Annotated in this window: 19 protein-coding genes and 7 tRNA genes; 25 read left to right on the top strand and 1 reads right to left on the bottom strand. The window is 45.7% G+C overall.

The window, feature by feature from the left end; translation table 11 throughout:
• Positions 1-44: 44 nt before the first annotated feature.
• The 5 genes from BLCOC_RS23295 (at position 45) to BLCOC_RS23275 (ending at position 6,162) form a co-directional block, all read left to right on the top strand.
• Positions 45-1,787 carry a S8 family peptidase gene (locus BLCOC_RS23295; RefSeq protein WP_115625474.1) on the top strand — a complete coding sequence of 581 codons (1,743 nt, stop codon included), beginning with the start codon at positions 45-47 and terminating at the stop codon, positions 1,785-1,787.
• Positions 1,788-1,894: 107 nt separating this feature from the next.
• The gene (locus BLCOC_RS23290) at positions 1,895-3,628 is read left to right on the top strand and encodes an ABC transporter ATP-binding protein (RefSeq protein ID WP_029471124.1); all 1,734 of its coding nucleotides are present in this window, start codon (positions 1,895-1,897) and stop codon (positions 3,626-3,628) included.
• A gap of 179 nt (positions 3,629-3,807) precedes the next feature.
• Positions 3,808-4,998: a pyridoxal phosphate-dependent aminotransferase gene (locus tag BLCOC_RS23285; RefSeq protein ID WP_018593049.1), complete on the top strand. Its 1,191-nt coding sequence runs from the start codon at positions 3,808-3,810 to the stop codon at positions 4,996-4,998.
• Positions 4,999-5,010: 12 nt separating this feature from the next.
• The gene (locus tag BLCOC_RS23280) at positions 5,011-5,511 is read left to right on the top strand and encodes a COG2426 family protein (protein WP_018593048.1); all 501 of its coding nucleotides are present in this window, start codon (positions 5,011-5,013) and stop codon (positions 5,509-5,511) included.
• 165 nt (positions 5,512-5,676) lie between these two features.
• Complete coding sequence (locus BLCOC_RS23275; RefSeq protein WP_115623499.1) at positions 5,677-6,162, top strand: HAAS signaling domain-containing protein; 486 nt, start codon at positions 5,677-5,679, stop codon at positions 6,160-6,162.
• An 80-nt stretch (positions 6,163-6,242) separates the two neighbouring features.
• On the opposite strand, the gene BLCOC_RS23270 is transcribed toward BLCOC_RS23275, so the two are convergent.
• Positions 6,243-7,472 carry an ROK family transcriptional regulator gene (locus BLCOC_RS23270; RefSeq protein ID WP_115623498.1) on the bottom strand — a complete coding sequence of 410 codons (1,230 nt, stop codon included), beginning with the start codon at positions 7,470-7,472 and terminating at the stop codon, positions 6,243-6,245.
• Between the two features lie 350 nt (positions 7,473-7,822).
• Between BLCOC_RS23270 and BLCOC_RS23265 the strand changes: the two genes are divergently transcribed.
• The 20 genes from BLCOC_RS23265 (at position 7,823) to BLCOC_RS23170 (ending at position 21,804) form a co-directional block, all read left to right on the top strand.
• Complete coding sequence (locus BLCOC_RS23265) at positions 7,823-9,214, top strand: extracellular solute-binding protein (protein ID WP_115623497.1); 1,392 nt, start codon at positions 7,823-7,825, stop codon at positions 9,212-9,214.
• Between the two features lie 84 nt (positions 9,215-9,298).
• On the top strand, positions 9,299-10,192 hold the full coding sequence (locus BLCOC_RS23260; RefSeq protein WP_115623496.1) for a carbohydrate ABC transporter permease: 894 nt from the start codon (positions 9,299-9,301) through the stop codon (positions 10,190-10,192).
• Between the two features lie 16 nt (positions 10,193-10,208).
• Entirely contained in the window at positions 10,209-11,039 is an 831-nt protein-coding gene (locus BLCOC_RS23255; protein WP_029471119.1) for a carbohydrate ABC transporter permease, read from the top strand.
• Positions 11,040-11,079: 40 nt separating this feature from the next.
• The gene (locus BLCOC_RS23250; RefSeq protein ID WP_115623495.1) at positions 11,080-13,512 is read left to right on the top strand and encodes an alpha-mannosidase; all 2,433 of its coding nucleotides are present in this window, start codon (positions 11,080-11,082) and stop codon (positions 13,510-13,512) included.
• Between the two features lie 34 nt (positions 13,513-13,546).
• On the top strand, positions 13,547-14,557 hold the full coding sequence (locus BLCOC_RS23245) for an ROK family protein (protein ID WP_115623494.1): 1,011 nt from the start codon (positions 13,547-13,549) through the stop codon (positions 14,555-14,557).
• Positions 14,532-15,161: a D-sedoheptulose-7-phosphate isomerase gene (locus BLCOC_RS23240; protein ID WP_029471116.1), complete on the top strand. Its 630-nt coding sequence runs from the start codon at positions 14,532-14,534 to the stop codon at positions 15,159-15,161. The genes BLCOC_RS23245 and BLCOC_RS23240 overlap by 26 nt, the downstream gene beginning before the upstream one ends.
• 481 nt (positions 15,162-15,642) lie before the next feature.
• Positions 15,643-15,939 carry a hypothetical protein gene (locus tag BLCOC_RS23235; RefSeq protein ID WP_115623493.1) on the top strand — a complete coding sequence of 99 codons (297 nt, stop codon included), beginning with the start codon at positions 15,643-15,645 and terminating at the stop codon, positions 15,937-15,939.
• 170 nt (positions 15,940-16,109) lie between these two features.
• Positions 16,110-16,439: a rhodanese-like domain-containing protein gene (locus BLCOC_RS23230; protein WP_029471111.1), complete on the top strand. Its 330-nt coding sequence runs from the start codon at positions 16,110-16,112 to the stop codon at positions 16,437-16,439.
• 40 nt (positions 16,440-16,479) lie between these two features.
• Positions 16,480-17,022, top strand: coding sequence for a phosphodiesterase (yfcE, locus tag BLCOC_RS23225; protein WP_029471110.1), 543 nt, complete (start codon positions 16,480-16,482; stop codon positions 17,020-17,022).
• The gene (locus BLCOC_RS23220) at positions 17,022-18,173 is read left to right on the top strand and encodes a THUMP domain-containing class I SAM-dependent RNA methyltransferase (RefSeq protein ID WP_115623492.1); all 1,152 of its coding nucleotides are present in this window, start codon (positions 17,022-17,024) and stop codon (positions 18,171-18,173) included. Before yfcE ends, BLCOC_RS23220 begins: the two co-directional genes overlap by 1 nt.
• A gap of 6 nt (positions 18,174-18,179) precedes the next feature.
• Positions 18,180-18,779, top strand: a complete 600-nt coding sequence (locus BLCOC_RS23215; RefSeq protein WP_029471109.1) for an XTP/dITP diphosphatase — start codon at positions 18,180-18,182, stop codon at positions 18,777-18,779.
• A gap of 22 nt (positions 18,780-18,801) precedes the next feature.
• A complete protein-coding gene (locus tag BLCOC_RS23210) occupies positions 18,802-19,284 on the top strand; it encodes a metallophosphoesterase family protein (RefSeq protein WP_029471108.1) in 483 nt (160 codons plus the stop codon).
• Positions 19,285-19,654: 370 nt separating this feature from the next.
• A tRNA-Pro gene (locus BLCOC_RS23205) sits at positions 19,655-19,729 on the top strand.
• A gap of 28 nt (positions 19,730-19,757) precedes the next feature.
• Positions 19,758-19,828 (top strand) — tRNA-Gly (locus BLCOC_RS23200).
• A 21-nt stretch (positions 19,829-19,849) separates the two neighbouring features.
• A tRNA-Arg gene (locus tag BLCOC_RS23195) sits at positions 19,850-19,923 on the top strand.
• A 32-nt stretch (positions 19,924-19,955) separates the two neighbouring features.
• A tRNA-His gene (locus tag BLCOC_RS23190) sits at positions 19,956-20,029 on the top strand.
• Positions 20,030-20,048: 19 nt separating this feature from the next.
• Positions 20,049-20,120: transfer RNA gene (locus tag BLCOC_RS23185), tRNA-Gln, on the top strand.
• A gap of 16 nt (positions 20,121-20,136) precedes the next feature.
• Positions 20,137-20,209: transfer RNA gene (locus tag BLCOC_RS23180), tRNA-Lys, on the top strand.
• A gap of 42 nt (positions 20,210-20,251) precedes the next feature.
• Positions 20,252-20,332: transfer RNA gene (locus BLCOC_RS23175), tRNA-Leu, on the top strand.
• A 452-nt stretch (positions 20,333-20,784) separates the two neighbouring features.
• Positions 20,785-21,804: a reverse transcriptase family protein gene (locus BLCOC_RS23170; RefSeq protein ID WP_115623491.1), complete on the top strand. Its 1,020-nt coding sequence runs from the start codon at positions 20,785-20,787 to the stop codon at positions 21,802-21,804.
• The last annotated feature ends 23 nt before the right edge of the window (positions 21,805-21,827 follow it).

Raw genomic sequence — 21,827 nt, 5'->3', positions numbered from 1 at the left:
TTTTGCATATAATGAAGAGATACAGCAAAAAACAGGGAGTCGTTATGCAGGATCAGAAGCTGGAAAATCTGTTAAACCTGGCACTGGATGCTACGCCGCAGGAACGGGAAAAATCATTGGTTTTAGATGTGGGCTTTGAGCCGGAGGAGAGAAGATGGGATTTAATTGTTAAATATTCCGGGAGCCTGCAGGGGGCACTGGATCCGGAGATCCGGGCAGTGGAGCTGCTGGGTGGTTTTGCCATCCTCTCTGTACCGGAAAGACGTATCCAAAGCCTTACGGAGTATCCTCAGATAGAGTTCGTCGAGAAGCCCAAAAGGCTGTTTTTTACAGTGGAGCAGGGACGGGCCGCCTCCTGTATCAATCCGGTACAGAGCGGTTTTTCGCCTCTTGGACAGCCGCTTTTCGGCTCAGGTGTGCTTGTGGGCTGTGTGGATTCGGGAGTGGACTACGCCCATCCTGATTTCCGCAATGAAGACGGGAGCAGCCGTATCCTCAGATTGTGGGATCAGACTGTGCCGGGTGATCCGCCTCAGGGCTATGTTATGGGAACAGAGTATACAAAAGAGCAGATTGATGAGGCGCTTCAGATGCCCGTGCCTGCGGAACGGTATGCAGTGGTCCCCAGCCGTGATCTGAGCGGACACGGAACAGGGGTTCTGGGGATTGCGGCCGGGAACGGAAGGGCTTCAGGGGGGCTTCACAGAGGGGTGGCTTCCCAGAGCCAGATCATAGTTGTGAAGCTGGGAACACCTCAGGCAGAGGGATTCCCCAGGACCACAGAACTGATGCAGGGGATTGACTACTGCATCCGTCAGTCCATTGCCATGGGAATGCCTCTTGCCCTGAACCTGAGCTTTGGAAATAATTATGGCTCACACAGCGGTGAGTCGCTCATAGAATTATATCTGGACAGCGCCTCCATCCTGGGGCGGACAGTGATCTGTGTGGGGACGGGAAATGAGGGCAATAAAGCGATACATACTTCAGGTGTTTTGGAGCAGAGCGAGAGTCAGAGCGTGCAGTTTCAGGTGGGTGGTTATGAGACGGGGATGAATATACAGATTTGGAAACAGTACGTGGACCGGATGGATATTTCCCTGCAGCATCCCAACGGACAGGTGGCAGGTCCGTTTCAGGAAATACTGGGACCACAGCGGTTCCAATTGGGAACCACACAGATTTTGATCTATTATGGAAAACCAAGTCCATTCAGTCTTTCTCAGGAGATTTTTATTGATTTTATCCCCCAGAATACATATGTGGACAGTGGTGTGTGGAAAATCAATCTCATACCCGGGAGGATTGTGGACGGAAGATATAATCTTTGGATGCCGGGGGGAGCGGCTCTGAACGAGGGAACGCGATTTTTATTTCCGGTGCCGGAGATCACGCTCACGATTCCTTCCACAGCCGGGCGTGTGATCTCTGTGGGCGCCTATAATTCCAGATACCAGGCCTACGCGGATTTTTCCGGGCGCGGCTTTACCAGAGTTACCAATCTGGTAAAGCCGGATATAGCGGCTCCCGGCGTGGATATCACAACTGCATCCCCAAACGGCGGCTATACGTCCAGGACGGGTACCTCTTTTGCAACACCTTTTGTCACAGGCTCCTCTGCCCTTTTAATGGAGTGGGGGATCGTGAAGGGGAATGACGCATTTCTCTATGGGGAGAAAGTAAAAGCATATCTGCGCAGAGGCGCCCGCCACCTTCTGGGCGGACCTTATCCCAACAACCAGACAGGATACGGGGCGCTGTGCCTCAGGGACAGCTTTCCTATATAAAAGTTTGTAAAACAGGACATTGCCAAAAGCAGTGTCCTGTTTTATACTGTGATTATAATGAAAATCCCCACAACAGACAAGAAGAGGAAAAGGAGAGACAAAAAGAGATGGGAAAAACACTGAAGAGACTGGTCAGCTACTATAAGCCCTATAAGGGTTTGTTTTTTTCTGACTTGTTTTTTGCGGTTTTAGGGGCCGGGATCACCCTTGTAATACCGCTTATTGTACGTTATATCACCAGCACGGTTGTGAACCAGCCTGTGCAGGAGGCAACGGATTTGATCGTGAAGCTGGGAATCTTCATGGTGGTTCTGGTACTGGTGGAGGCATTCTGTAACTTTTATATTGCCTATTACGGGCATATCATGGGGGCCAGGATAGAGCGGGATATGCGCAATGAGATTTTCGGGCATTACCAGAAGCTGTCTTTTGCCTTTTACGACAACCAGAAGGTAGGACATCTTTTGTCCAGAATCACTTCTGATCTGTTTGATATCAGTGAACTGCTTCATCACGGGCCGGAGGATCTGGTTATCTCTATTATTAAATTTATCGGCGCGTTTATTATTCTGATGTTTATCAACATAAAACTGGCCCTTTCAGCATTCCTGTTTGTGCCGTTTCTGCTTATTTACGCCTTTATCTATAACAGGAAGATGAAGTCAGCGTTCCGGGAGAACAGAGCCAGGATCGCGGATATCAATACCCAGATTGAGGACAGCCTTTCCGGTATCCGAGTGGTAAAATCTTTTGCCAACGAGAAGGAAGAGATGAAAAAGTTCCAGAGGGGCAATGAGCGTTTTGTGGATTCCAAGAAGCGCAGCTATAAGTATATGGGGACTTATAATTCCGGTATGGGAGCTTTCACAACCTTGATTACCATAACTGTGCTTCTGGTTGGTGCATACTTTATGACAAGAGGGAAAATGCCTGTGGAAGATCTGGTGACAGTGCTTTTGTACATCAATAACTTTACAGACCCGGTAAAGAAGCTGATCACCTTTACAGAGCAGTTCCAGAACGGATACAGCGGATACTCAAGGTTTCTGGAGATCATGGCAATTGCACCGGACATCAAGGACGTGCCGGAGGCTGTGGAGCTGGGGGATGTGAAGGGAGAGATCGCTTTTAAGGATGTTTCCTTCCACTATGAGGAGAGCCAGGAGGAAGTGCTCAGTCATGTGGATCTGACTGTAAAAGCAGGGGAATATGTGGCTCTTGTAGGAAGCTCAGGTGCAGGAAAAACAACCCTGTGCAGTCTCATTCCCAGATTCTATGATGTGAGCGGCGGAAGCGTATGTCTGGACGGCATGGATATCAGAAAGATCAAGCTCCAGAGTCTCAGAAATCATATCGGCATTGTACAGCAGGACGTGTATCTCTTTGCGGGAACCGTAATGGAGAATATCCGCTACGGCAAACCGGATGCCACGGACGAGGAGGTACTGCGTGCAGCCAAGGCAGCCAATGCCCATGAATTTATAATGGGTCTGGAGAATGGTTATGACACGGATATCGGACAGAGGGGTGTGAAGCTCTCAGGAGGCCAGAAGCAAAGGCTGTCCATTGCAAGGGTATTTTTAAAGAACCCGCCAATACTGATTTTTGATGAGGCCACATCTGCCCTAGACAATGAGAGTGAGAAGATTGTACAGCAGTCTCTGGAGAGCCTGGCAAAAGACAGGACCACATTTGTCATTGCCCACAGGCTGTCCACGATCCGCAAAGCCCAGAGGATCCTTGTACTCACAGATGATGGAATTGCCGAGGAGGGGACCCATGAGGAGCTGATGCAGAGAGAGGGACTGTACAGCAGTCTCTATAAGCTGTCCTTTGTGTAGATGAAAGAAATATTTTTTTGGTTTAATGTGTTAAAACGTTGATTTTGTCCGGCGGAAAATGGTATAATCGTAGATAACCGAGTTAGAGTGTGTCTTAAGCAGCACAAATTATGTGCATTTTGCGAAAAAGAATTTGAAACATGCTTTGGGAAAATTACACAGAAAGGAAGATAAGTATTATGATAGCAGATAAAATGGTAGATTTAGTAAAAAACAGTTCAGCCATCCGCGCAATGTTTGAGGAAGGCAAGATCATGGCCGCAAAGTATGGGGCAGAGAATGTATATGATTTCAGTCTTGGCAACCCCAATGTTCCGGCACCGGCTGAAGTAAAAAAAGCGGTTTTTGAGGAGCTGGAGAAGGAAGACCCTGTTGTTCTGCACGGCTATATGAACAACAGCGGATATGAGGACGTGAGGGCGGCAATTGCAGATTCCATCAACAGGAGGTTTCAGACTTCCTTTGGCGAGCAGAATATTATCATGACTGTTGGCGCAGCAGGCGGATTAAATGTGATCTTGAAAACACTGCTGAATCCTGGGGATGAAGTGATCGTTATTGCACCGTATTTTGGAGAGTACAACAGCTATGTCTCCAACTATGACGGGAAGATTGTGGTAGTAAGCCCCAACACAGAAAATTTCCAGCCCAATCTGGAGGAACTGGAACAGAAGATAACTGCCAATACAAAGGCAGTAATCATCAATTCCCCCAACAACCCAACAGGTGTTGTCTACTCAGAGGATACCATCAGGAAAATGGCAGATATTCTCCGCGGCAAGGAAAAAGAGTTGGGAACCGATATTTATCTCATTTCGGATGAGCCGTACAGAGAGCTGGTTTATGATGGAATTGAGGTTCCATATTTGACAAAATACTATGAAAATGCTATCATTGGTTATTCCTACAGCAAATCCCTGTCTCTTCCGGGTGAGCGTATCGGTTATCTGGTGATCCCGGATGAAGTGAGTGATGCTGAGGATGTGATTGCAGCAGCGAACGTGGCAACCCGTATTCTGGGATATGTCAATGCCCCGTCCCTGATGCAGAAAGTTGTCGCAAAATGTCTGGATGCCAAAGTAGACGTACCGTTTTACAACCGCAACCGGGAGGCCTTATACAACGGACTGAAAGAGCTGGGCTTTGAATGCATTAAGCCCGAGGGCGCATTCTACCTGTTTGTAAAATCTCCGGTGGAGGACGAGAAAGTCTTCTGTGCCGCAGCAAAGAAGTACAATATCCTGATTGTTCCGGGATCTTCCTTTGCCTGCCCGGGTTATGTGCGGATCGCCTACTGCGTATCCTATGAAACGATCATGAATTCTATGCCTGGATTCAAAGCGCTTGCAGAAGAATTCAAGGTAAAGTAACAGGAGGTTTTAATGGAATCCGTAGTACATTGGTTTGCTGAGAATATGCCGTCTTTTCTGACACCGGAGGCAGCCGTCTTCCTGATCTCTATGGTTCCTATTTTGGAACTGAGGGGCGGACTTTTATTGGCGACCGTATTGAAAATCCCTATGCTTCAGGCTGTTTTTGCCTGTGTGATCGGGAATATTATCCCTATTCCGTTCATTCTGCTCTTTATCAGGCAGATATTTAAATGGCTGAAGAAGACAAAATTATTTTGTCCTCTGATCGAGAAGCTGGAAAAAAGGGCCATGGGAAAGAGTGACAAGATCAAAAAATATGAGTTCTGGGGACTTGTCTTGTTTGTGGGTATACCGCTCCCCGGTACAGGTGCATGGACGGGAGCGCTTATCGCGTCTCTCCTTGAAGTGGATTTGAAAAAATCTGTTCCTGCAATTCTGCTGGGACTCTGTATGGCAACGATTATCATGTGCTTTTTGGGATATGGAGCGCTTGGTTCCGTATTAAGTTAAAATTCATAAAAGGCTGCTGAAACTGACCGTTCAGTGAAAGCAGGGAGTGAGAGTCCGGTGGAAGCCGGACTCTCATTAAATTTTATAAAAATTTTAATGAATTATCATTACTTTTTGGGAAAGATATGATAAGATGGCGGTATAACAGGAAAGGATTTTAATGCCATGAGCAAACGAGAATTTTTAGATGTACTTCGGGAAACTCTCTCAGAGGAGCTTCCTCAAAATGTGGTGAATGGACATATACAATATTACGACCAATATATAAGCGGCGAGATAAACAAAGGGGTATCAGAGACAGAGGCCACCGACCGCCTGGGAGATCCCCGTCTGATCGCCCGTACGATCCTGGAAACTTCCGGAGCATCCGGATCTGCCGGCCAGAACGGACATAGCAGTCAGTCCTCTTACAGTCAATCTTCCTACGGCCAGTCTTCCTATAGCCAGGACGGCATGGAAAACTCCGGCAGCGGATTCCATCATGTGCAGGAAAAATTGCACAAGAATCCTACGGTTCATCTGGCACTGGGGATATTGATCGCGGTGGGAGTGATCGCTTTGATCATCAGTATTGTCAGCGCGCTTTTGCCGGTGGTGCTGCCGATCGTGGCAGTTTTGATCCTGCTTTCTTTTCTGCGCAGGAAGATGTAACAGCAGTGGGAGTGAGATAAGGCCCTGTATACCATGGAATAGATGATGGCTGTTCCATGGTATACAGGGCCTTTTTTGCGTCACAGGGTCTCCAGCTCCAACAATGAGAGGTGGCCGCTGAAGATTTTGTCTGCCGCCAGGGCGACAGAACCAATGAGCGGGGCATTGCCTCCGAAGGTTGAGTGGAGAACAGACAGAGGATTAGATTTTGCCGTGAGCGTTATTTTAGATAACTTGTGATACAGCAGATCCTCTATAATGGTATTGGTCCCGTCCGAATCGTATCCCACAATAATGGTGGAAAGGTTCAACAGATTTAAAGTATTAGTCAGTGAATAAGATATGTAGGAACAGAATTCCTCCAGAACAGTGATCGCGAGAGGGTCGTGTTGATTACCTGAGGAAATGATCTCAAGCCAGCTGGGAGTCTGGGGAATGGATAAGGGTGAATTGGGGTAAAAGGGAGCAAGCTCTTTTATCCTCTGTTGCAGATTATCCAGGTTCGCGTACAGATCAAGGCAGCCCCTGTTGCCGCAGGCACAGAGAGGACCGTCAAAATTAATGGAGGTATGTCCGATCTCACCGCTCTGCCCGGAGTCTCCGTCATATAAAGCATGGTTCAGAATAAAGCCGGCACCGATTCCGTTCATGATATGGAGATAAGCGAAATTAGATATGGAGGTACCTGAACCAAACAGTTTTTCCGAAAAAGCTCCCGCGGTTGCGTCGTTTACCAGAAATACGGGCAGACCCGTCTTTTCACTTATGATTGAAACTATAGGCAGATTTTCAATATCGTAAAAATAGGGAGGATTCAAAATGATTCCCCGTGAGGAATCCAGGGGACCAAGGGAGGCGATTCCGATGGACGTGATGCGCCGGTCAGTGCTTTCTGCACATTCAGTATAGGCCCTGAGCAGAATGCGCAGCAGGTCATCAGAACTGTCCAGCGTGTCATAGGGATAATCCACCTGTTTAAAGATCCTGCCTCCTAAGTCTGAAAGAACAATCTGGCACAGCTTTCTTTTGATCAGCATTCCGCAGATGCAGGGTGAGTTTTGAGCCAGGGTGAGGAGAATAGGTCTGCGCCCGTAAATTGCTGAAGCATTATTGGAGACATTGATAGTTTCTTCCGCTAAGCCGGAGCTGAGAAGCTCTGTGACAATGTTGCCCACCGTCATTTTTGACAGCCCGGTACTCCGGGCAATATCAACTCTTGAAATTCCGCTGCTTGTTGCAATGTGTTTTAAAACAAGCATTCTGTTTTTAGATTTCACATCTTGAATATTTGAACCAGTTTTTTCCAGCATACAATACCGCCTTTATATAATAAATTGAGAATGTGCATTTATAGGAACCCAGTCGGGAAATAGAGTCAAATCTAGAAACAGATCCATAAATGCAGACTAATTTTATATTCTAAATTCATTATAGTATAGATGCCGTTAAAAGGCAATAGTACGAACGATTTACTTAAGCTTTGAGTATACCGGAATAAAGTGTAAAAAATGCACAAAAAATATGATATAAAAATGTTAAAAAGGTCGAAATGCACACTATATAGTAAAATAAATTGACTTTATAGTAAATCAATGTTACTATATGGTTATCAAAAAAAGAGACCAATAAACTGGTTTTAGAACAAAGGAGGAGGTATTTTATGTTTAAAAAGAAAATTGCAGGACTGTTGGCAGCTATGATGTGTGTATCGCTGATCGGATGCGGAAGCGGGGGTGAGAAGACCGCAGGCGAGTCAAAAAAGGCGGGTACGGAAGAAAGCAGCGGCGGTTCTTCAGATTCTGATGTGATCAAGATGGCTGTGGGGGCAGATCGTGTTGATTTTTACAGAGGACTGGCGGACGAGTTTGAAAAACAGAATCCGGGAAAGAAAGTGGAGATCATTGAGATCGTCAATGGTTCTGATATGTATACAAAGATCACAATGATGATGCAGTCAAAAGAGACATCTCCTGACCTGATCACTGAGGATGGTTTTATGATCATGTCTGACGCAGAAGCCGGTTATCTGGAACCGCTGGATGAGTTTATGAAAAACTGGGAGGATGCAGGACAGTTTGAGGAAGCTATCCTGGATGGCGCAAAAGGAGCTGACGGGGTACAGTATGGCGTTCCTTTTTCAACAGATACCCAGTGTCTCTGGTATGACAAAAAGCTGATGGAGGAAGCCGGTGTTTCTGTTCCGTTTCAGCCAAAGAACTGGGATGAGATCCTGGAAGCCGGCAGGAAACTGAAAGAAATCGGAGGCGATGGATTTATTCCGTTCTTCCTGTATGCATCCAAAACTTCACCTGAGGAGACTTCCATGAGAACGTTCCAGGAGCTTTACTCTGGAACAGGCGGAACGCTCTATGATTTTGAGTCAAAGAAATGGATTGTTGATAAAGAGAATTTACTGAAGGTCTACAATTTTGTAAATGACGTTTACAATGTGGAAAAAATAGGGGCGCCTCTCAGCATCGTATCACAACAGAAAGTGGAAGATCTCTTTGTAAGTGATTATATGAAGAACGGAAAATTGGGTATGATCATCACAGGAAGCTGGGTACCAGGAAACTGGGGTGAGGGAAGAAATTATGAATGGCCGGAAGCGCTTGATACATGGGCGGCTGTCAAGATTCCTACATATGACGGCAGCGGTGACGGTTTCAGCACGATGTCAGGCGGATGGACCTGGGCAATTCCAAAGAATGCCAATAATAAAGCGGGTGGCGAGGAACTTCTGAAATTCATTGCAGGAAAAGACTGTCAGCTCAAATACGCTATGTTTTCAGGAGACCTGGCAGTGCGTAAGGATGTAATGGAGGATGATATCTACTTATCACAGAAGATGTCCGTGGTAAAAGAAGCCGGTGAAATGCTGCCATATGCACATTTCAGACCATCTGTAGAGGGATATTCTACCCTTACAACTATGTTTACTGAGGTAGTGGAGAGTATTGCCATGGGAAGCGCGACACCGGAAGATGCCGCAGCTACCTTTGAATCAGAGATGAAACGAATTGTGGGCGAGGAAAACGTGACTGTAAAGTAGCCGGATGGCTGCACTGTGAAATAAAGGATCTGCATTCAGCTTGGAGCTATGCTCCAAGCTGAATCTTTAAAGGAGAGACTAAGGATGGTTGGAACAAGAAATCAACAAAAACGAAAGATATGGAAAACGGCACTTTTTTTCTCCCCATCAATTCTACTGCTGGGTATTTTCTTCATTGGCCCCATGGTCATGACTGTCTTTTTTTCTTTTACAGACATTTCACTGACGGGGAGTTCTGCACAGGCAATGAAATTCGTAGGCTTCAGGAATTTTATTGAAATATTCAAAGACCCTAAATTACTCACTGTATTAAAAAATACAATGGTGTTTCTGGTATTTTCAGGTATTATCGGGCAGCAGTGTCTGGGATTTCTGCTGGCGTCTCTGATGCGGGGAAAGAACAGGCTGGTCCGTAAATTTGTCGGCTTTACAGTAGTGGCAGGCTGGATCACTCCGGAAGTGATCGCGGCATTTATGTTCAGCTCCTTTTTTGCCGATGGCGGTACATTGAATAAGATCATAGGCATATTCGGGGCTTCGCCGGTTTCCTGGCTTTTCACATTTCCCATGGCCTGTGTTGTCATAGCAAATATATGGAAAGGCTCCGCATATTCCATGATGATGTTCCAGGCTTCCCTGGACAACATATCTGATGACATAGTGGAGGCGGCAAAAATTGACGGTGCCAACGGACTTCAAATATTACTCAGGATCACACTTCCTATGATAAAAAGCACCATGGCAACCACATTTGTAATTGTCACATTGTCCACACTGGGCGCATTTGGTCTGGTGTTTGCCATGACGGGTGGCGGGCCGGCTATTATGACCACAACACTTTCCATTTTCATGTATCAGAAAGCGTTTATCGCATATCAGATAGGATACGGCATGGCAATTGCTCTTTTTATTCTGGCGATCGGTATTCTGCTGAGTCTTGTGTATATCAGGCTGATCCGCGCAAATGATGGTGATTAGGAGGGGGATTATAATAATGAAGAAAAAAAATAAAAATATACAGAAGATTATTCCCTATATGATTTTACTGCTGATTGCGGGGGCATTTTTACTTCCTCTTCTTTGGCTGGTCTTTGCGGCATTTAATCCGGAAGCCAGTCAGGCTTTTGCAGTGCCAAAGCATATGAGTGTTGAGAATTTCAGGATTATCCTGACAGATGCCAAAAATCAGAGAGGGTTTTTAAACAGCTTGTTTATTTCTGTAGTACAGACCGGGATCGTACTGGTATGCTCCCTGCTGGCAGCTTATCCGCTGTCAAGATATGAGCTGAAGACAGGGCAGAAGATCACCATGGGAATGCTGTTTTTGACTTCTATTCCCATAACGGCAGTTATGGTGCCGGTTTACCAGATGTTTATCATGATGAAACTGGTTGATTCCTTAGGGGGAACCATTATATTTCTTTCGGCATCCGGCCTTCCCTACGGGATCTGGATGATGAAAAATTTTCTGGATGGGGTTTCTGTGGATTTGGAAGAAGCGGCGTGGATTGACGGCGCGTCTGCAGTTAAGAGTGTGGTGCACGTGGTACTGCCCTTAATGCTTCCCGGATTATTTACAGTTGCCATGTTTACCTTTGTAGGAAGCTGGGGGAATTTCTTTGTACCTCTTATTTTACTGCAGTCCACGGAGAAGATACCGGCTGCCGTAAATATTTACCGGTTTTTTGGGGAACGCGGACAGGTTATCTATGGACAGTTGGCAGCCTATTCTATTGTCTATATGCTTCCTGTATTTGTTTTATATTTCTTTTCACAAAACTATATGTCAAAGGGATTTGCAATGACAGGAGCGTCAAAAGGCTGATGTCAAAAACTTATTTAACGGAAATTGGGAGGTTACTGTTATGAAAAAAATGTATATGATAGGAAATGCGCATCTTGACCCTGTATGGCTTTGGCCATGGCAGGAGGGATTCCAGGAGAATAAAGCCACCTGTAGATCAGCACTGGAACGCCTCAATGAATATGATGATGTAATATTTACATCAAGCTCCGCGCAGTTTTATGAGTGGATCGAAAAAAATGATCCGGAGATGTTTTCAGAGATTGAAAAGAGGATCAGGGAAGGGCGCTGGGTGATCTGCGGGGGCTGGTGGGTACAGCCTGACTGTAATATTCCCTGTGGAGAATCCTTTGCCCGCCATGCTCTGATCTCCCAGAATTATTTCAAGGAAAAGTTCGGCGTGATAGCCAAAACAGGATATAATGTGGACAGTTTTGGCCATCAGGGAATGATGCCTCAGATCCTGCGGTTGTCCGGTATGGAAAATTATGTGTTTATGCGTCCAAGCCCTCAGGAAAAAGGTCTGCCTGCCAGGAATTTTATATGGGAATCGGACGACGGATCCAGGGTACATGCTTTCCGCCTGCCCTTTTCCTACTGCACCTTCGGCAGGCTTGAGGACCATATGAGAGCCTGCAGGGAGGAATTTGATGCAGGCGTGGAGGAACTGATGTGTTTTTTTGGTGTGGGTAACCATGGGGGAGGACCAACCATTGAGAATATTGAGACTGTGAAAAAGCTTCAGAAGGAATGGGATGATGTTGAGATCATATTTGCAGACCCTGATTTTTATTTTGAGAAGCTAAGGGAAGGAAACTATGAGCTGCCCGTGGTACACGGAGACCTTCAGCATCATTCCAGCGGCTGTTACAGTGCGGAATCTCAGGTGAAGCGTTATAACCGGAAGGCGGAAAACGCTCTTTTGAGAGCAGAGAAATTTTCTGTTTTGTCCGAGCTTGTGGCGGGACAAGGATATACAGAGGGGCTGACAGAGGGGTGGAAGCGTGTTTTATTTAACCAGTTCCATGACATTTTGGCAGGCTCCAGTATTCAGACAGCGTATGAGGATACCAGAAACGAGTTGGGCGAAGCCCTGTCCATTGCAGCGCGAAATGAGAATAACAGTCTTCAGGCTGTATCCTTCCATATTGATATTGACCAGGAGGAGAATATGCTCCCGGTAGTTGTTTTTAATCCCCATGGCTGGGAGACAGAGGAGTATGTGGAAGTGGAGACAGGGATGTTCGGCAATTCCTGCAGGGGTGAATCCTATCTTGTAAAGGACAGCGATGGAAATGTGGTGCCGTCTCAGAAAATATCTTCAGATGCCAAAGTAAACGGCAGAAACAGGATCGTATTCAAAGCATGTGTGCCCTCCCTTGGATATGCTGTGTTCCGTATCTACGCAGTGGAACGGGAGCAGGAGGCAGAGCATTCGATGCAGGCTTTGGTACTGGAAAATGAGCAGATCCGTGTACAGTTTGAAGAAAGGACAGGAGCCATCATTTCCATCTGGGATAAGGAAAACAGGATTGAATACTGTGATGGGGCTTTTGGAAGAGCTGTAGTGGTAAAGGACAAATCCGATACCTGGAGCCATGGTGTCACAAGATTTCATGAAACGGAGGGGTATTTTGAACCAAAATCCGTGAAAAAGACAGAGGACGGGCCGGTGAGGAGCAGTATCCGGGTCATCAGCAAGTATAAAAATTCTACACTGGTTCAGATATACACATTATATAAAGAAGATAAATCTGTCAGAGTATCCGCGAAAATCAACTGGCAGGAAAAATTCCGGTGTGTAAAGATCCAGTTCCCGACTGCACTTGACCAGTACAGAGGAATATATGAAATTCCTTTTGGCTGCATAGAGAAGGCCTGCAATGGAGAAGAGGAACCGGTTCAGCGCTGGATGGATCTGTCAGGTATGCAGGAGGACAACAATAAAATCATCTGCGGTATTGGTATTCTAAATGACTGCAAATACAGTGCCTGCATTGAGGGAAACTGTATGGAACTGACGGTTTTGAGAAGCCCTGTGTATGCTCATCACAATCCGTATATTCTGGATGAGGAGGAAGATGACTATCAATTCACTGATCAGGGAATACAGAATTTCCGATATACCATCGTACCGCATCTTGGCACCAGCAGAGAGGCGCATCTGGTGCAGCGGGCAGAAGAACTCAATCAGCCCTGTGTCACAGTGATCGAGACATATCATAAGGGTGATTATCCGCAGAAGGCAGAACTACTGGCCGTAAGTGAGAGTAATGTGGTGTTGTCCGCGCTGAAAAAGGCGGAGAAAAATAACGGGTATATTGTCAGGTTTTATGAGACAGAGGGAAAGGAATGCCATACAGATATCTGTATCCATTTCCTTGAAAAGACAATTCATGCGGAGTTTAAACCCTATGAGATCAAGACATTTCTTGTGAGTGATTCCGTAGATTCAAAGCCTGTAGAGGTGGATTTCATGGAATGGGAGAAGTGACGCGCTAAAAAGATGCCTGCGAGGAGATTGAGATATGAAAGACTATGTGATTGGTATTGATATAGGCGGCACAAAATGCGCAGTAGTGCTGGGTGAGGCAGGGGAAGCAGATGAGGACTGCCGGATATTTGACAGGATATGCTTTGCTACAGAGGCCAAGAGAGGGCCGGACTGTGTGATCCAGGATCTGTTCGGGGCAGTTCGGGCATTGCTCAGGCGTAATGATATCTGTACAGAAAGGCTGCAGGCAATCGGGATAAGCTGTGGGGGGCCTTTGGACCACATTAAAGGAGTGGTTAAGAATCCGCCCAATTTATATGGCTGGGACAATATACCGATTGTGGATATTATGGAAAAGGAATTTCAGATTCCCACGTACATACAGAATGATGCAAATGCCTGTGCACTGGCAGAGTGGAAGTTCGGGGCAGCAAGGGGATATCAGCATGTGATATTTCTTACCTATGGCACAGGGATGGGCGCCGGACTAATATTGGACGGGAAGCTGTACAATGGTGCCAGCAATATGGCCGGTGAAGTAGGTCATGTGAGAATGACGGAGAGCGGCCCTGTGGGATTCGGAAAGTCCGGTTCTTTTGAGGGGTTCTGCAGCGGAGGAGGTATCGCGCAGATTGCCAGGATGAAGGTGCTGGAGAAGCTGCAGATAGGTGAACGGCCCTCCTTTTGCCAGAGCTTTGAACAGATAGAAGAGCTGTCGGCAAAGACAGTGGCACTTGCCGCAAAGGGAGGGGACCCTCTGGCTCTTGATATTTACGAAACCAGTGGATACTATCTGGGAAGGGGATTGGCTATTCTCATAGATATTCTGAACCCGGAGATTATTGTACTGGGCAGTGTCTATGAAAGAAGTGAGGAACTGCTGTGGCCGTGTGCACAGAGGGTAATCGAGCAGGAGGCTCTGGCTATTTCAAGGGAAGGATGCAGGATCGTGCCGGCTGAACTGGGAAATAAGATTGGTGACTATGCTGCGCTTTCTGTGGCGATTCAGGGAGGTAAAAATGGGAAGAGAACATGCAGTATATGATAAATTCCGGGAGGATCATCCTGTACTGAAGGACCAGCCTGTCTGGGAGGCTTTTGAACTCCTTTTGAAAAGCTGTAAAAAGGGCGGGAAAATCCTGGTCTGTGGAAATGGAGGTAGTGCCTCCGATTCAGAACATATTGTAGGAGAGCTGATGAAAGGATTTTTGCTGAAGCGTGAACTTCCGGATGAGGAAAAAGAAAAATTCAGCCGTTTGGAAGGCGGCGAAGAGTTATCCGGGCGGCTGCAGCAGGGAATTCCGGCCATATCATTGAACAGTTATACATCCCTTATGACAGCGGTGGGAAATGATACTTCTTTTGATATGATATTTGCCCAGCAGGTATATGCATACGGGCAGCCCGAAGATGTCCTGATAGCGATCACCACCTCAGGGAATTCAGCAAATATTGTGGAAGGGGCTAAGACTGCCAAGGTAAAAGGAATGAAGGTATTGGGCATAACCGGGGAAAAAGAGTCTGTGCTCTCAAAATACTGTGATATCTGTTTCCGGATGCCTTCTACGGAGACATACAGAGTTCAGGAGTATACGTTGCCGCTGTATCATACTTTGTGTGCTATGTTGGAAGAGGCAGTTTTTGGATGATGATCAAATTCGGGTACTACGGAAGAGTCCGAGGGTATTAAGGCAGTTCAGGTGCAGATTAGTAAAAAATAAATAGTCGATAGATAAAGACAGGTGTCTGCCAGATGATTAACCGGGCGGTATTGGAATCTATGCTGTTGCATAAGAAATCCAATACCGCCCGGAGTTTTTGTAAATAGACAGAGAAACACCCTGTAGGGGAGCTACAGGGTGTTTCGAGGGGAGTATAAATAATTAAATAAGGGGTTATAATGTAAAAAAAATTTTTGAAGGGTAAATTCTTTTTACAACCCATATTATAATATAAAAGGAAAAAAAATGCAATCCTTTTTTGACGAGATACGCATGCTAAAAAGGAATATTAGTGCTTTTTTACGGATATGTTGACGAAAACGAGAAGAATTAACCGGCGGTGAATATTTTGAAGCAGAAAAGACATAATAAGACTGTAAACAAAAATGTACAACCAGGAGGTAAAGTCATGGCTAAAAACTATAGCAATGAATCAACCAGCAACAAATCCACAAACGCAAATAACTCTCAGAACTCCCAGAATTCTCAGAACTCCCAGAATTCTCAGAACTCCCAGAATTCCCAGAACTCCCAGAATTCTCAGAACTCTCAGAAAAATTCCTATTCAGGAAGCAAAAACGGAACAGAGAACTGTGGAACAAGAAACTCCCAGAACTCTAACTCCAACAGCAAAAATTCACAGAACTCCAATTCTAACAGCAAAAACTCTTCTAAAAACAACACATCCTCTGAGTACGGTTATTAATTAAATATAGAAGAGCATACAGTCAGGGAGATTTCGGACAAGTGTCCGGAATCTCCCTGATTCATTATATATAGAAACCATGAGTTATAATAGAAACCATGCCAGGTGTGGTTTCTATTATTTGCGTACTGGATTTGGAATGCATATAATAGAAGAAAAAGGTATTTCTTATGATTGGTATTGAGACAATTTCCGCCCATGATCTGGATGATTATTATGGGGATGAGAATGTTATGATTATAGATTTGCGTGACAGAGAGGAATATGAGATGAGCCATTTTGAAGGGGCTGTGAATATTCCGTATGAAGATCTGGACCTCTGTGATGATCTGCCTGCTCACAAGACACTTGTGCTTTATTGTGACAGAGGGAGCGCCAGCCTTCTGGCAGCCAGAGAACTGATGCAGAGAGGCTTCCGCGTGAAGTCAGTTGTAGGCGGATTCCATGCGTATAAAGGAACGAACTTGTATTTTCCTTCAGGGCATAGTAAAATAAAATAGACGAAACAGCCGAATGAGAAAAACAGAGGAGAATACGTTTATGAAATACATGTTTGCATCAGACATCCACGGTTCAGCCTATTATTGTAAAAAGATGCTGGAGGCATATAAGGCAGAACAGGCGGACCGTTTTATTCTTTTGGGAGATTTGCTGTACCATGGACCCAGAAATGACCTTCCGAAAGATTATGCACCCAAAGAAGTCATTGCCATGCTTAATGACTATAAAGATGAGTTGTATGTGGTGCGCGGCAACTGTGATGCGGAAGTGGATCAAATGGTACTTCATTTTCCGATCATGGCGGATTACTGTATTATAATGGATGGTGAGCGTACAATTTACGCCAGCCATGGACACATATATAATGAAGAGAATCTGCCTCCTATGAAAAATGGAGATATTTTTATTCACGGCCACACACATGTGCTGCGTGCAGATAAGAAGGAAAACTATACCATACTGAATCCGGGTTCTGTTTCCATTCCCAAGGAAGGAAATATCCCTACCTATGCGGTACTGGAGGATGGTCTGTTCTCAATCCGCGGATTTGGCGGGGAAATTGTTAAGGAGTTAAAATTATAATGGAAAAATTTGAATTGATCGCACCGTGCCATTTTGGACTGGAGGCAGTGTTAAAACGGGAAATACAGAATCTGGGATATGAAATCAGCGAAGTAGAGGACGGGAAAGTAACATTTTTGGGAGATGCCGGAGCTATTGTCCGGGCCAATATGTTTCTGCGCACCACAGAGCGTGTACTCTTAAAAGTGGCAAAAATTAAAGCAGTGACTTTTGAAGAGTTATTCGAGAAAACAAAAGCCCTTCCCTGGGAAAAGTACATTCCGCAGGACGGGAAATTCTGGGTGGCTAAGGCGAATTCTGTTAAAAGCCAGCTCTTCAGCCCTTCTGATATTCAGTCTATCATGAAAAAAGCTATGGTGGAACGTCTGAAATCAGTCTATCATACGGAGTGGTTTGAGGAGGATGGAGCCAGTTTTCCCATCCGTGTGGCGTTTATGAAAGATGTAGCCACTATTGGTATTGATACATCCGGTATTTCCCTGCACAAGAGGGGATACAGACAGATGACCAGTAAGGCACCTATTACGGAGACGCTGGCAGCGGCTCTTCTGATGCTGACGCCCTGGAACAAAGACCGTATTTTAGTGGACCCATTTTGCGGGAGCGGGACATTTCCCATTGAAGCGGCTATGATAGCAGCCAATATTGCCCCGGGACTGAACCGTGATTTCCTCTGTGAGGATTGGAAACATCTTATATCAAGAAAGCACTGGTATGATGTCAGAGAGGAAGCGCAGGGCTTGATCGATCTGTCTGTGGATACAGATATCCAGGGATATGACCTGGATGCGGAAATGGTAAAAGGGGCAAGGGAAAATGCGGAGAGGGCTGGTGTTGAAAAGCTGATACATTTTCAGCAGAGAGACATAAAAGACCTGAGCCATCCTAAAAAATATGGTTTTATCGTTACCAATCCTCCGTACGGTGAACGTCTGGAAGACAAAGAAAATCTTCCTGCTCTCTATGAAACTATAGGGGAACGTTATCAGCTGCTGGATTCCTGGTCCATGTATCTGATCACTGCATATCAAGATGCAGAGCGTTATATAGGAAGAAAAGCAGATAAAAACAGGAAGATTTACAATGGAATGATCAAGACGTATTTCTATCAGTTTCTGGGGCCAAAACCCCCGAAGAAAAAGAGGAGTTAACAAACGATGAAAAGATTGATCTTTGCAACCGGCAATGAAAATAAAATGAAGGAAATACGGGAGATTTTGGAAGGCCTCCCTGTTCAGATCTTATCCATGAAAGAGGCCGGCATTGAGGCTGATATTGTGGAAGACGGACTGAGTTTTGAAGAGAATGCCCTGATCAAGGCCCGCGCTGTATGTAAACTGGCAGGAGAGATGGTACTTGCTGATGATTCCGGGCTGGAGGTAGATTATCTCAATAAAGAGCCGGGAATTTATTCCGCACGTTATATGGGGGAGGATACTTCCTACAGGATCAAAAACAAGAATATAATCGACCGTCTGGAGGGTGTTCCGGATGAAAAACGCACGGCTAGATTTGTGTGCGCCATTGCCGCTGTATTTCCGGATGGCAGGGAACTGGTGACTCGAGGTACAATAGAGGGAATCATCGGTTATGAGGAAAGGGGAGAAAACGGATTTGGATACGATCCTATCTTTTTCCTTCCGGAGAGAGGCTGCAGCACTGCGGAGCTTCCGCCTGAGGAGAAAAACAGTGTGAGCCACAGGGGAAATGCCCTGCGCAGCATAAAAGCCTTGTTGGAGAAGGAACATTTATTATAATAAATGGAAAGGACTTTCAAATATGAAGGTGTTAATTGTCAGTGATACCCATGGTCACGAAGGAAATCTCGAGAAGGTTTTGGGAAAAGTGGGGGATATTCAGCATCTGATCCATCTGGGGGACGTGGAAGGCCATGAGGACTATATTGAGGCTATCTCGGGCTGTCCCGTACATATCGTGGCCGGAAATAATGACTTTTTTTCAGACCTTCCAAGAGAAGAGGAGCTGTGGCTGGGAGATTACCGTGTGATGCTTACCCATGGGCATTATTATGGGGTTTCCATGGGAACCAGCCGTCTGGAGGAGGAGGCACGGGCCAGAGGGTTCGACATTGCCATGTATGGGCACACACACAGACCTGAACTGAAGATTGAGGATGATCTTACGGTGTTGAATCCGGGGAGTATTTCTTATCCCAGACAGTGGGGACATGAACCGAGTTTTATTCTTATGGAGATTGACAGGGACGGGCAGGCTCACTACACAATTAATTATCTGAAATAGCAGGCATACTCCGGTACTACAGCCGACATTCAAAAACACAAACTGCAAGGAACAAAAAACAACTTGATTCCGTAAAATACAGTTATGATAAAATATATTTATGACAGATTGGATGTTGTTCATAATGGGGATTAAATTCATTATGTTCGTGTAGTGCCGGGGCTGCGGTTACGATTGGGCTGATGGGTGTCACATGCTGCTATATTAGACATGACCGGGCTGAGACATGCAGGAGGGAAAACGGGGCAATTTGTAAAAAAATGGAATAGAAATAAATATTCTAAAAAAAGTGTTGACTTTTCAGTTCCCCTATGGTATATTTTATCTTGCGTCAGGCAAGAGCACTTGCATAAGACGGTAAGATACCTTTCGGGGTGTGGCTCAGCTTGGCTAGAGCGCCTGGTTTGGGACCAGGAGGTCGCAGGTTCGAATCCTGTCACCCCGATGTTTCAACAAGTGCATTAGATGCCCGTGCGGGTGTAGTTCAGTGGTAGAACACCAGCCTTCCAAGCTGGATATGTGGGTTCGATTCCCATCACCCGCTTTCGGTTATAAAACCGAGGATGTGTTTGTAGCTCAGTTGGATAGAGCAACGGCCTTCTAAGCCGTGGGTCGGGGGTTCGAATCCCTTCAAGCACGCTTGTGTGTCGAAAGACGCACAATGGATTATGGTGGGTATAGCGCAGTTGGTTAGCGCGCCAGATTGTGGCTCTGGAGGCCGTGGGTTCGAATCCCACTATCCACCCTTGCCGTTACGGCGCTTTTGGGCTATCGCCAAGCGGTAAGGCACAGCACTTTGACTGCTGCATTCGCTGGTTCGAATCCAGCTAGCCCAGTTCAAAGTCTAGATATGGAGCATTAGCTCAGTTGGTAGAGCACTTGACTTTTAATCAAGTTGTCCGGGGTTCGAATCCCCGATGCTTCACTGGAACAAGCAAGAGCTTGTTCCTATTTTTTTACAATATATGCGGATATGGCGGAATTGGCAGACGCGCCAGATTTAGGTTCTGGTGTCCATGACGTGCAGGTTCAAGTCCTGTTATCCGCAGGAGAGTATGGAAGAGCCAGCCGGTTGATCGTGGATTTTAGCCGGCTTGTTCCTAAGTAAATATCCTCACTGGTATCAATGTTTTATGGCATTGAAATCTCCGGTGGGGATTTTTTTAGGCAGTTTTCATTCTTTTAACCGTATAAGTTTTAAAAAAAACCACTGCAATAATAAGGTTGTAAATAGAGTTGTAAATAAAGTTGTGTCTGTGCTATGATAAGTGTGCGGGAGCAATAGAATATCCGGTATATCTGTAGGTTGATCACTGATACCGGTCGGACGGCGAGTCGCCGCCTGATGATAAATTGGGAGAAATCAGACTTCCGAAGGCTCCGAGGTACTACTGCACACTGCGTGTGCTGTTCGGCCTCAGGCCTGTGTACATCTGCGCATTCTCCAGAATCACCCTCTTGTATTGCTCCCGCAGATTCCAAATCAGGGATGTGATTTTTATGGCAGGAAGAGATATATGGAGATATTGTACAGCGGAGCAGATGGAAGAGGTACTGCGGTCTTTCCAGCTTCTTCAGGGGACAAAAGTGAGAGGCGATAGGTATATGGCCTGCCTTTATGCTGTGAGTAATCATATAGAAAAGCATTATCATATTGCAGTTATTCCCAAAAAGAACGGCGGGAGAAGAAAGCTGTCGGTGCCTGATATACTGCTGCGGACGATACAGAGAAATATAGTAAAATATGTACTCCCGGAGCGTTCCGTTTCACAGTATGCAACTGCATACAGGCCCAACGCTTCTGTTTTAATGAATGCATGTCCTCATGTTGGGACGGAACAAGTGCTGAAGCTGGATATCAGAGATTTTTTTCACAGCATTACGTTTCAAATGGTATATCAGTCTGCGTTTCCGGCAGTTTATTATCCACCGGCGATACGGATGCTGTTGACTTCCCTTTGCTGCTTTATGGACTGCCTGCCCCAGGGGGCGCCTAGTTCGCCGGCTATTTCCAATCTGGTCATGAAGCCCTTTGACGAATATATGGGAAGCTGGTGTAAAGAGCGACGGATACAATACACGAGATATTGCGATGATATGACATTCTCCGGGAACTTTGACGTGAAAAAGTTGAAGCTGAAAGTTAAAAATTATCTGTATAAAATGGGTTTTGAGCTTAATGAACAGAAGACAAAAGTCCAAAGGCAGTATCAGAGACAGATAGTAACCGGCATTGTGGTAAATGAAAAGCCGCAGGTGTGCAGAGAGTATAGAAGGCAGCTTCGGGCTGAGATTTATTATTGTAGGAAATATGGCGTGGGATCACATTTGCAGAGAATGGGGATATCCGGGGGTGGATCAGAAAGCCCACAGGATCCAGAGCGATATGCGCAGCACTTGTTGGGAAAGATAAATTATGTACTGTCGGTGGATCCTGGAGATAAATATTTTTTGGAAAAACGGGATGAGATTCTTCTTCTGGCTCAGGAGTTTAGGGGAGACAGTATTATTTCAAAATAAAATCAAGATACACATAAAAGGAT

This window comes from Blautia coccoides (assembly GCF_034355335.1).
In the GTDB taxonomy this organism is placed as follows: domain Bacteria; phylum Bacillota; class Clostridia; order Lachnospirales; family Lachnospiraceae; genus Blautia; species Blautia producta.
The sequence above is the reverse complement of the archived record's forward strand: the minus strand, read 5'-3'. Positions and strand labels throughout refer to the sequence as shown.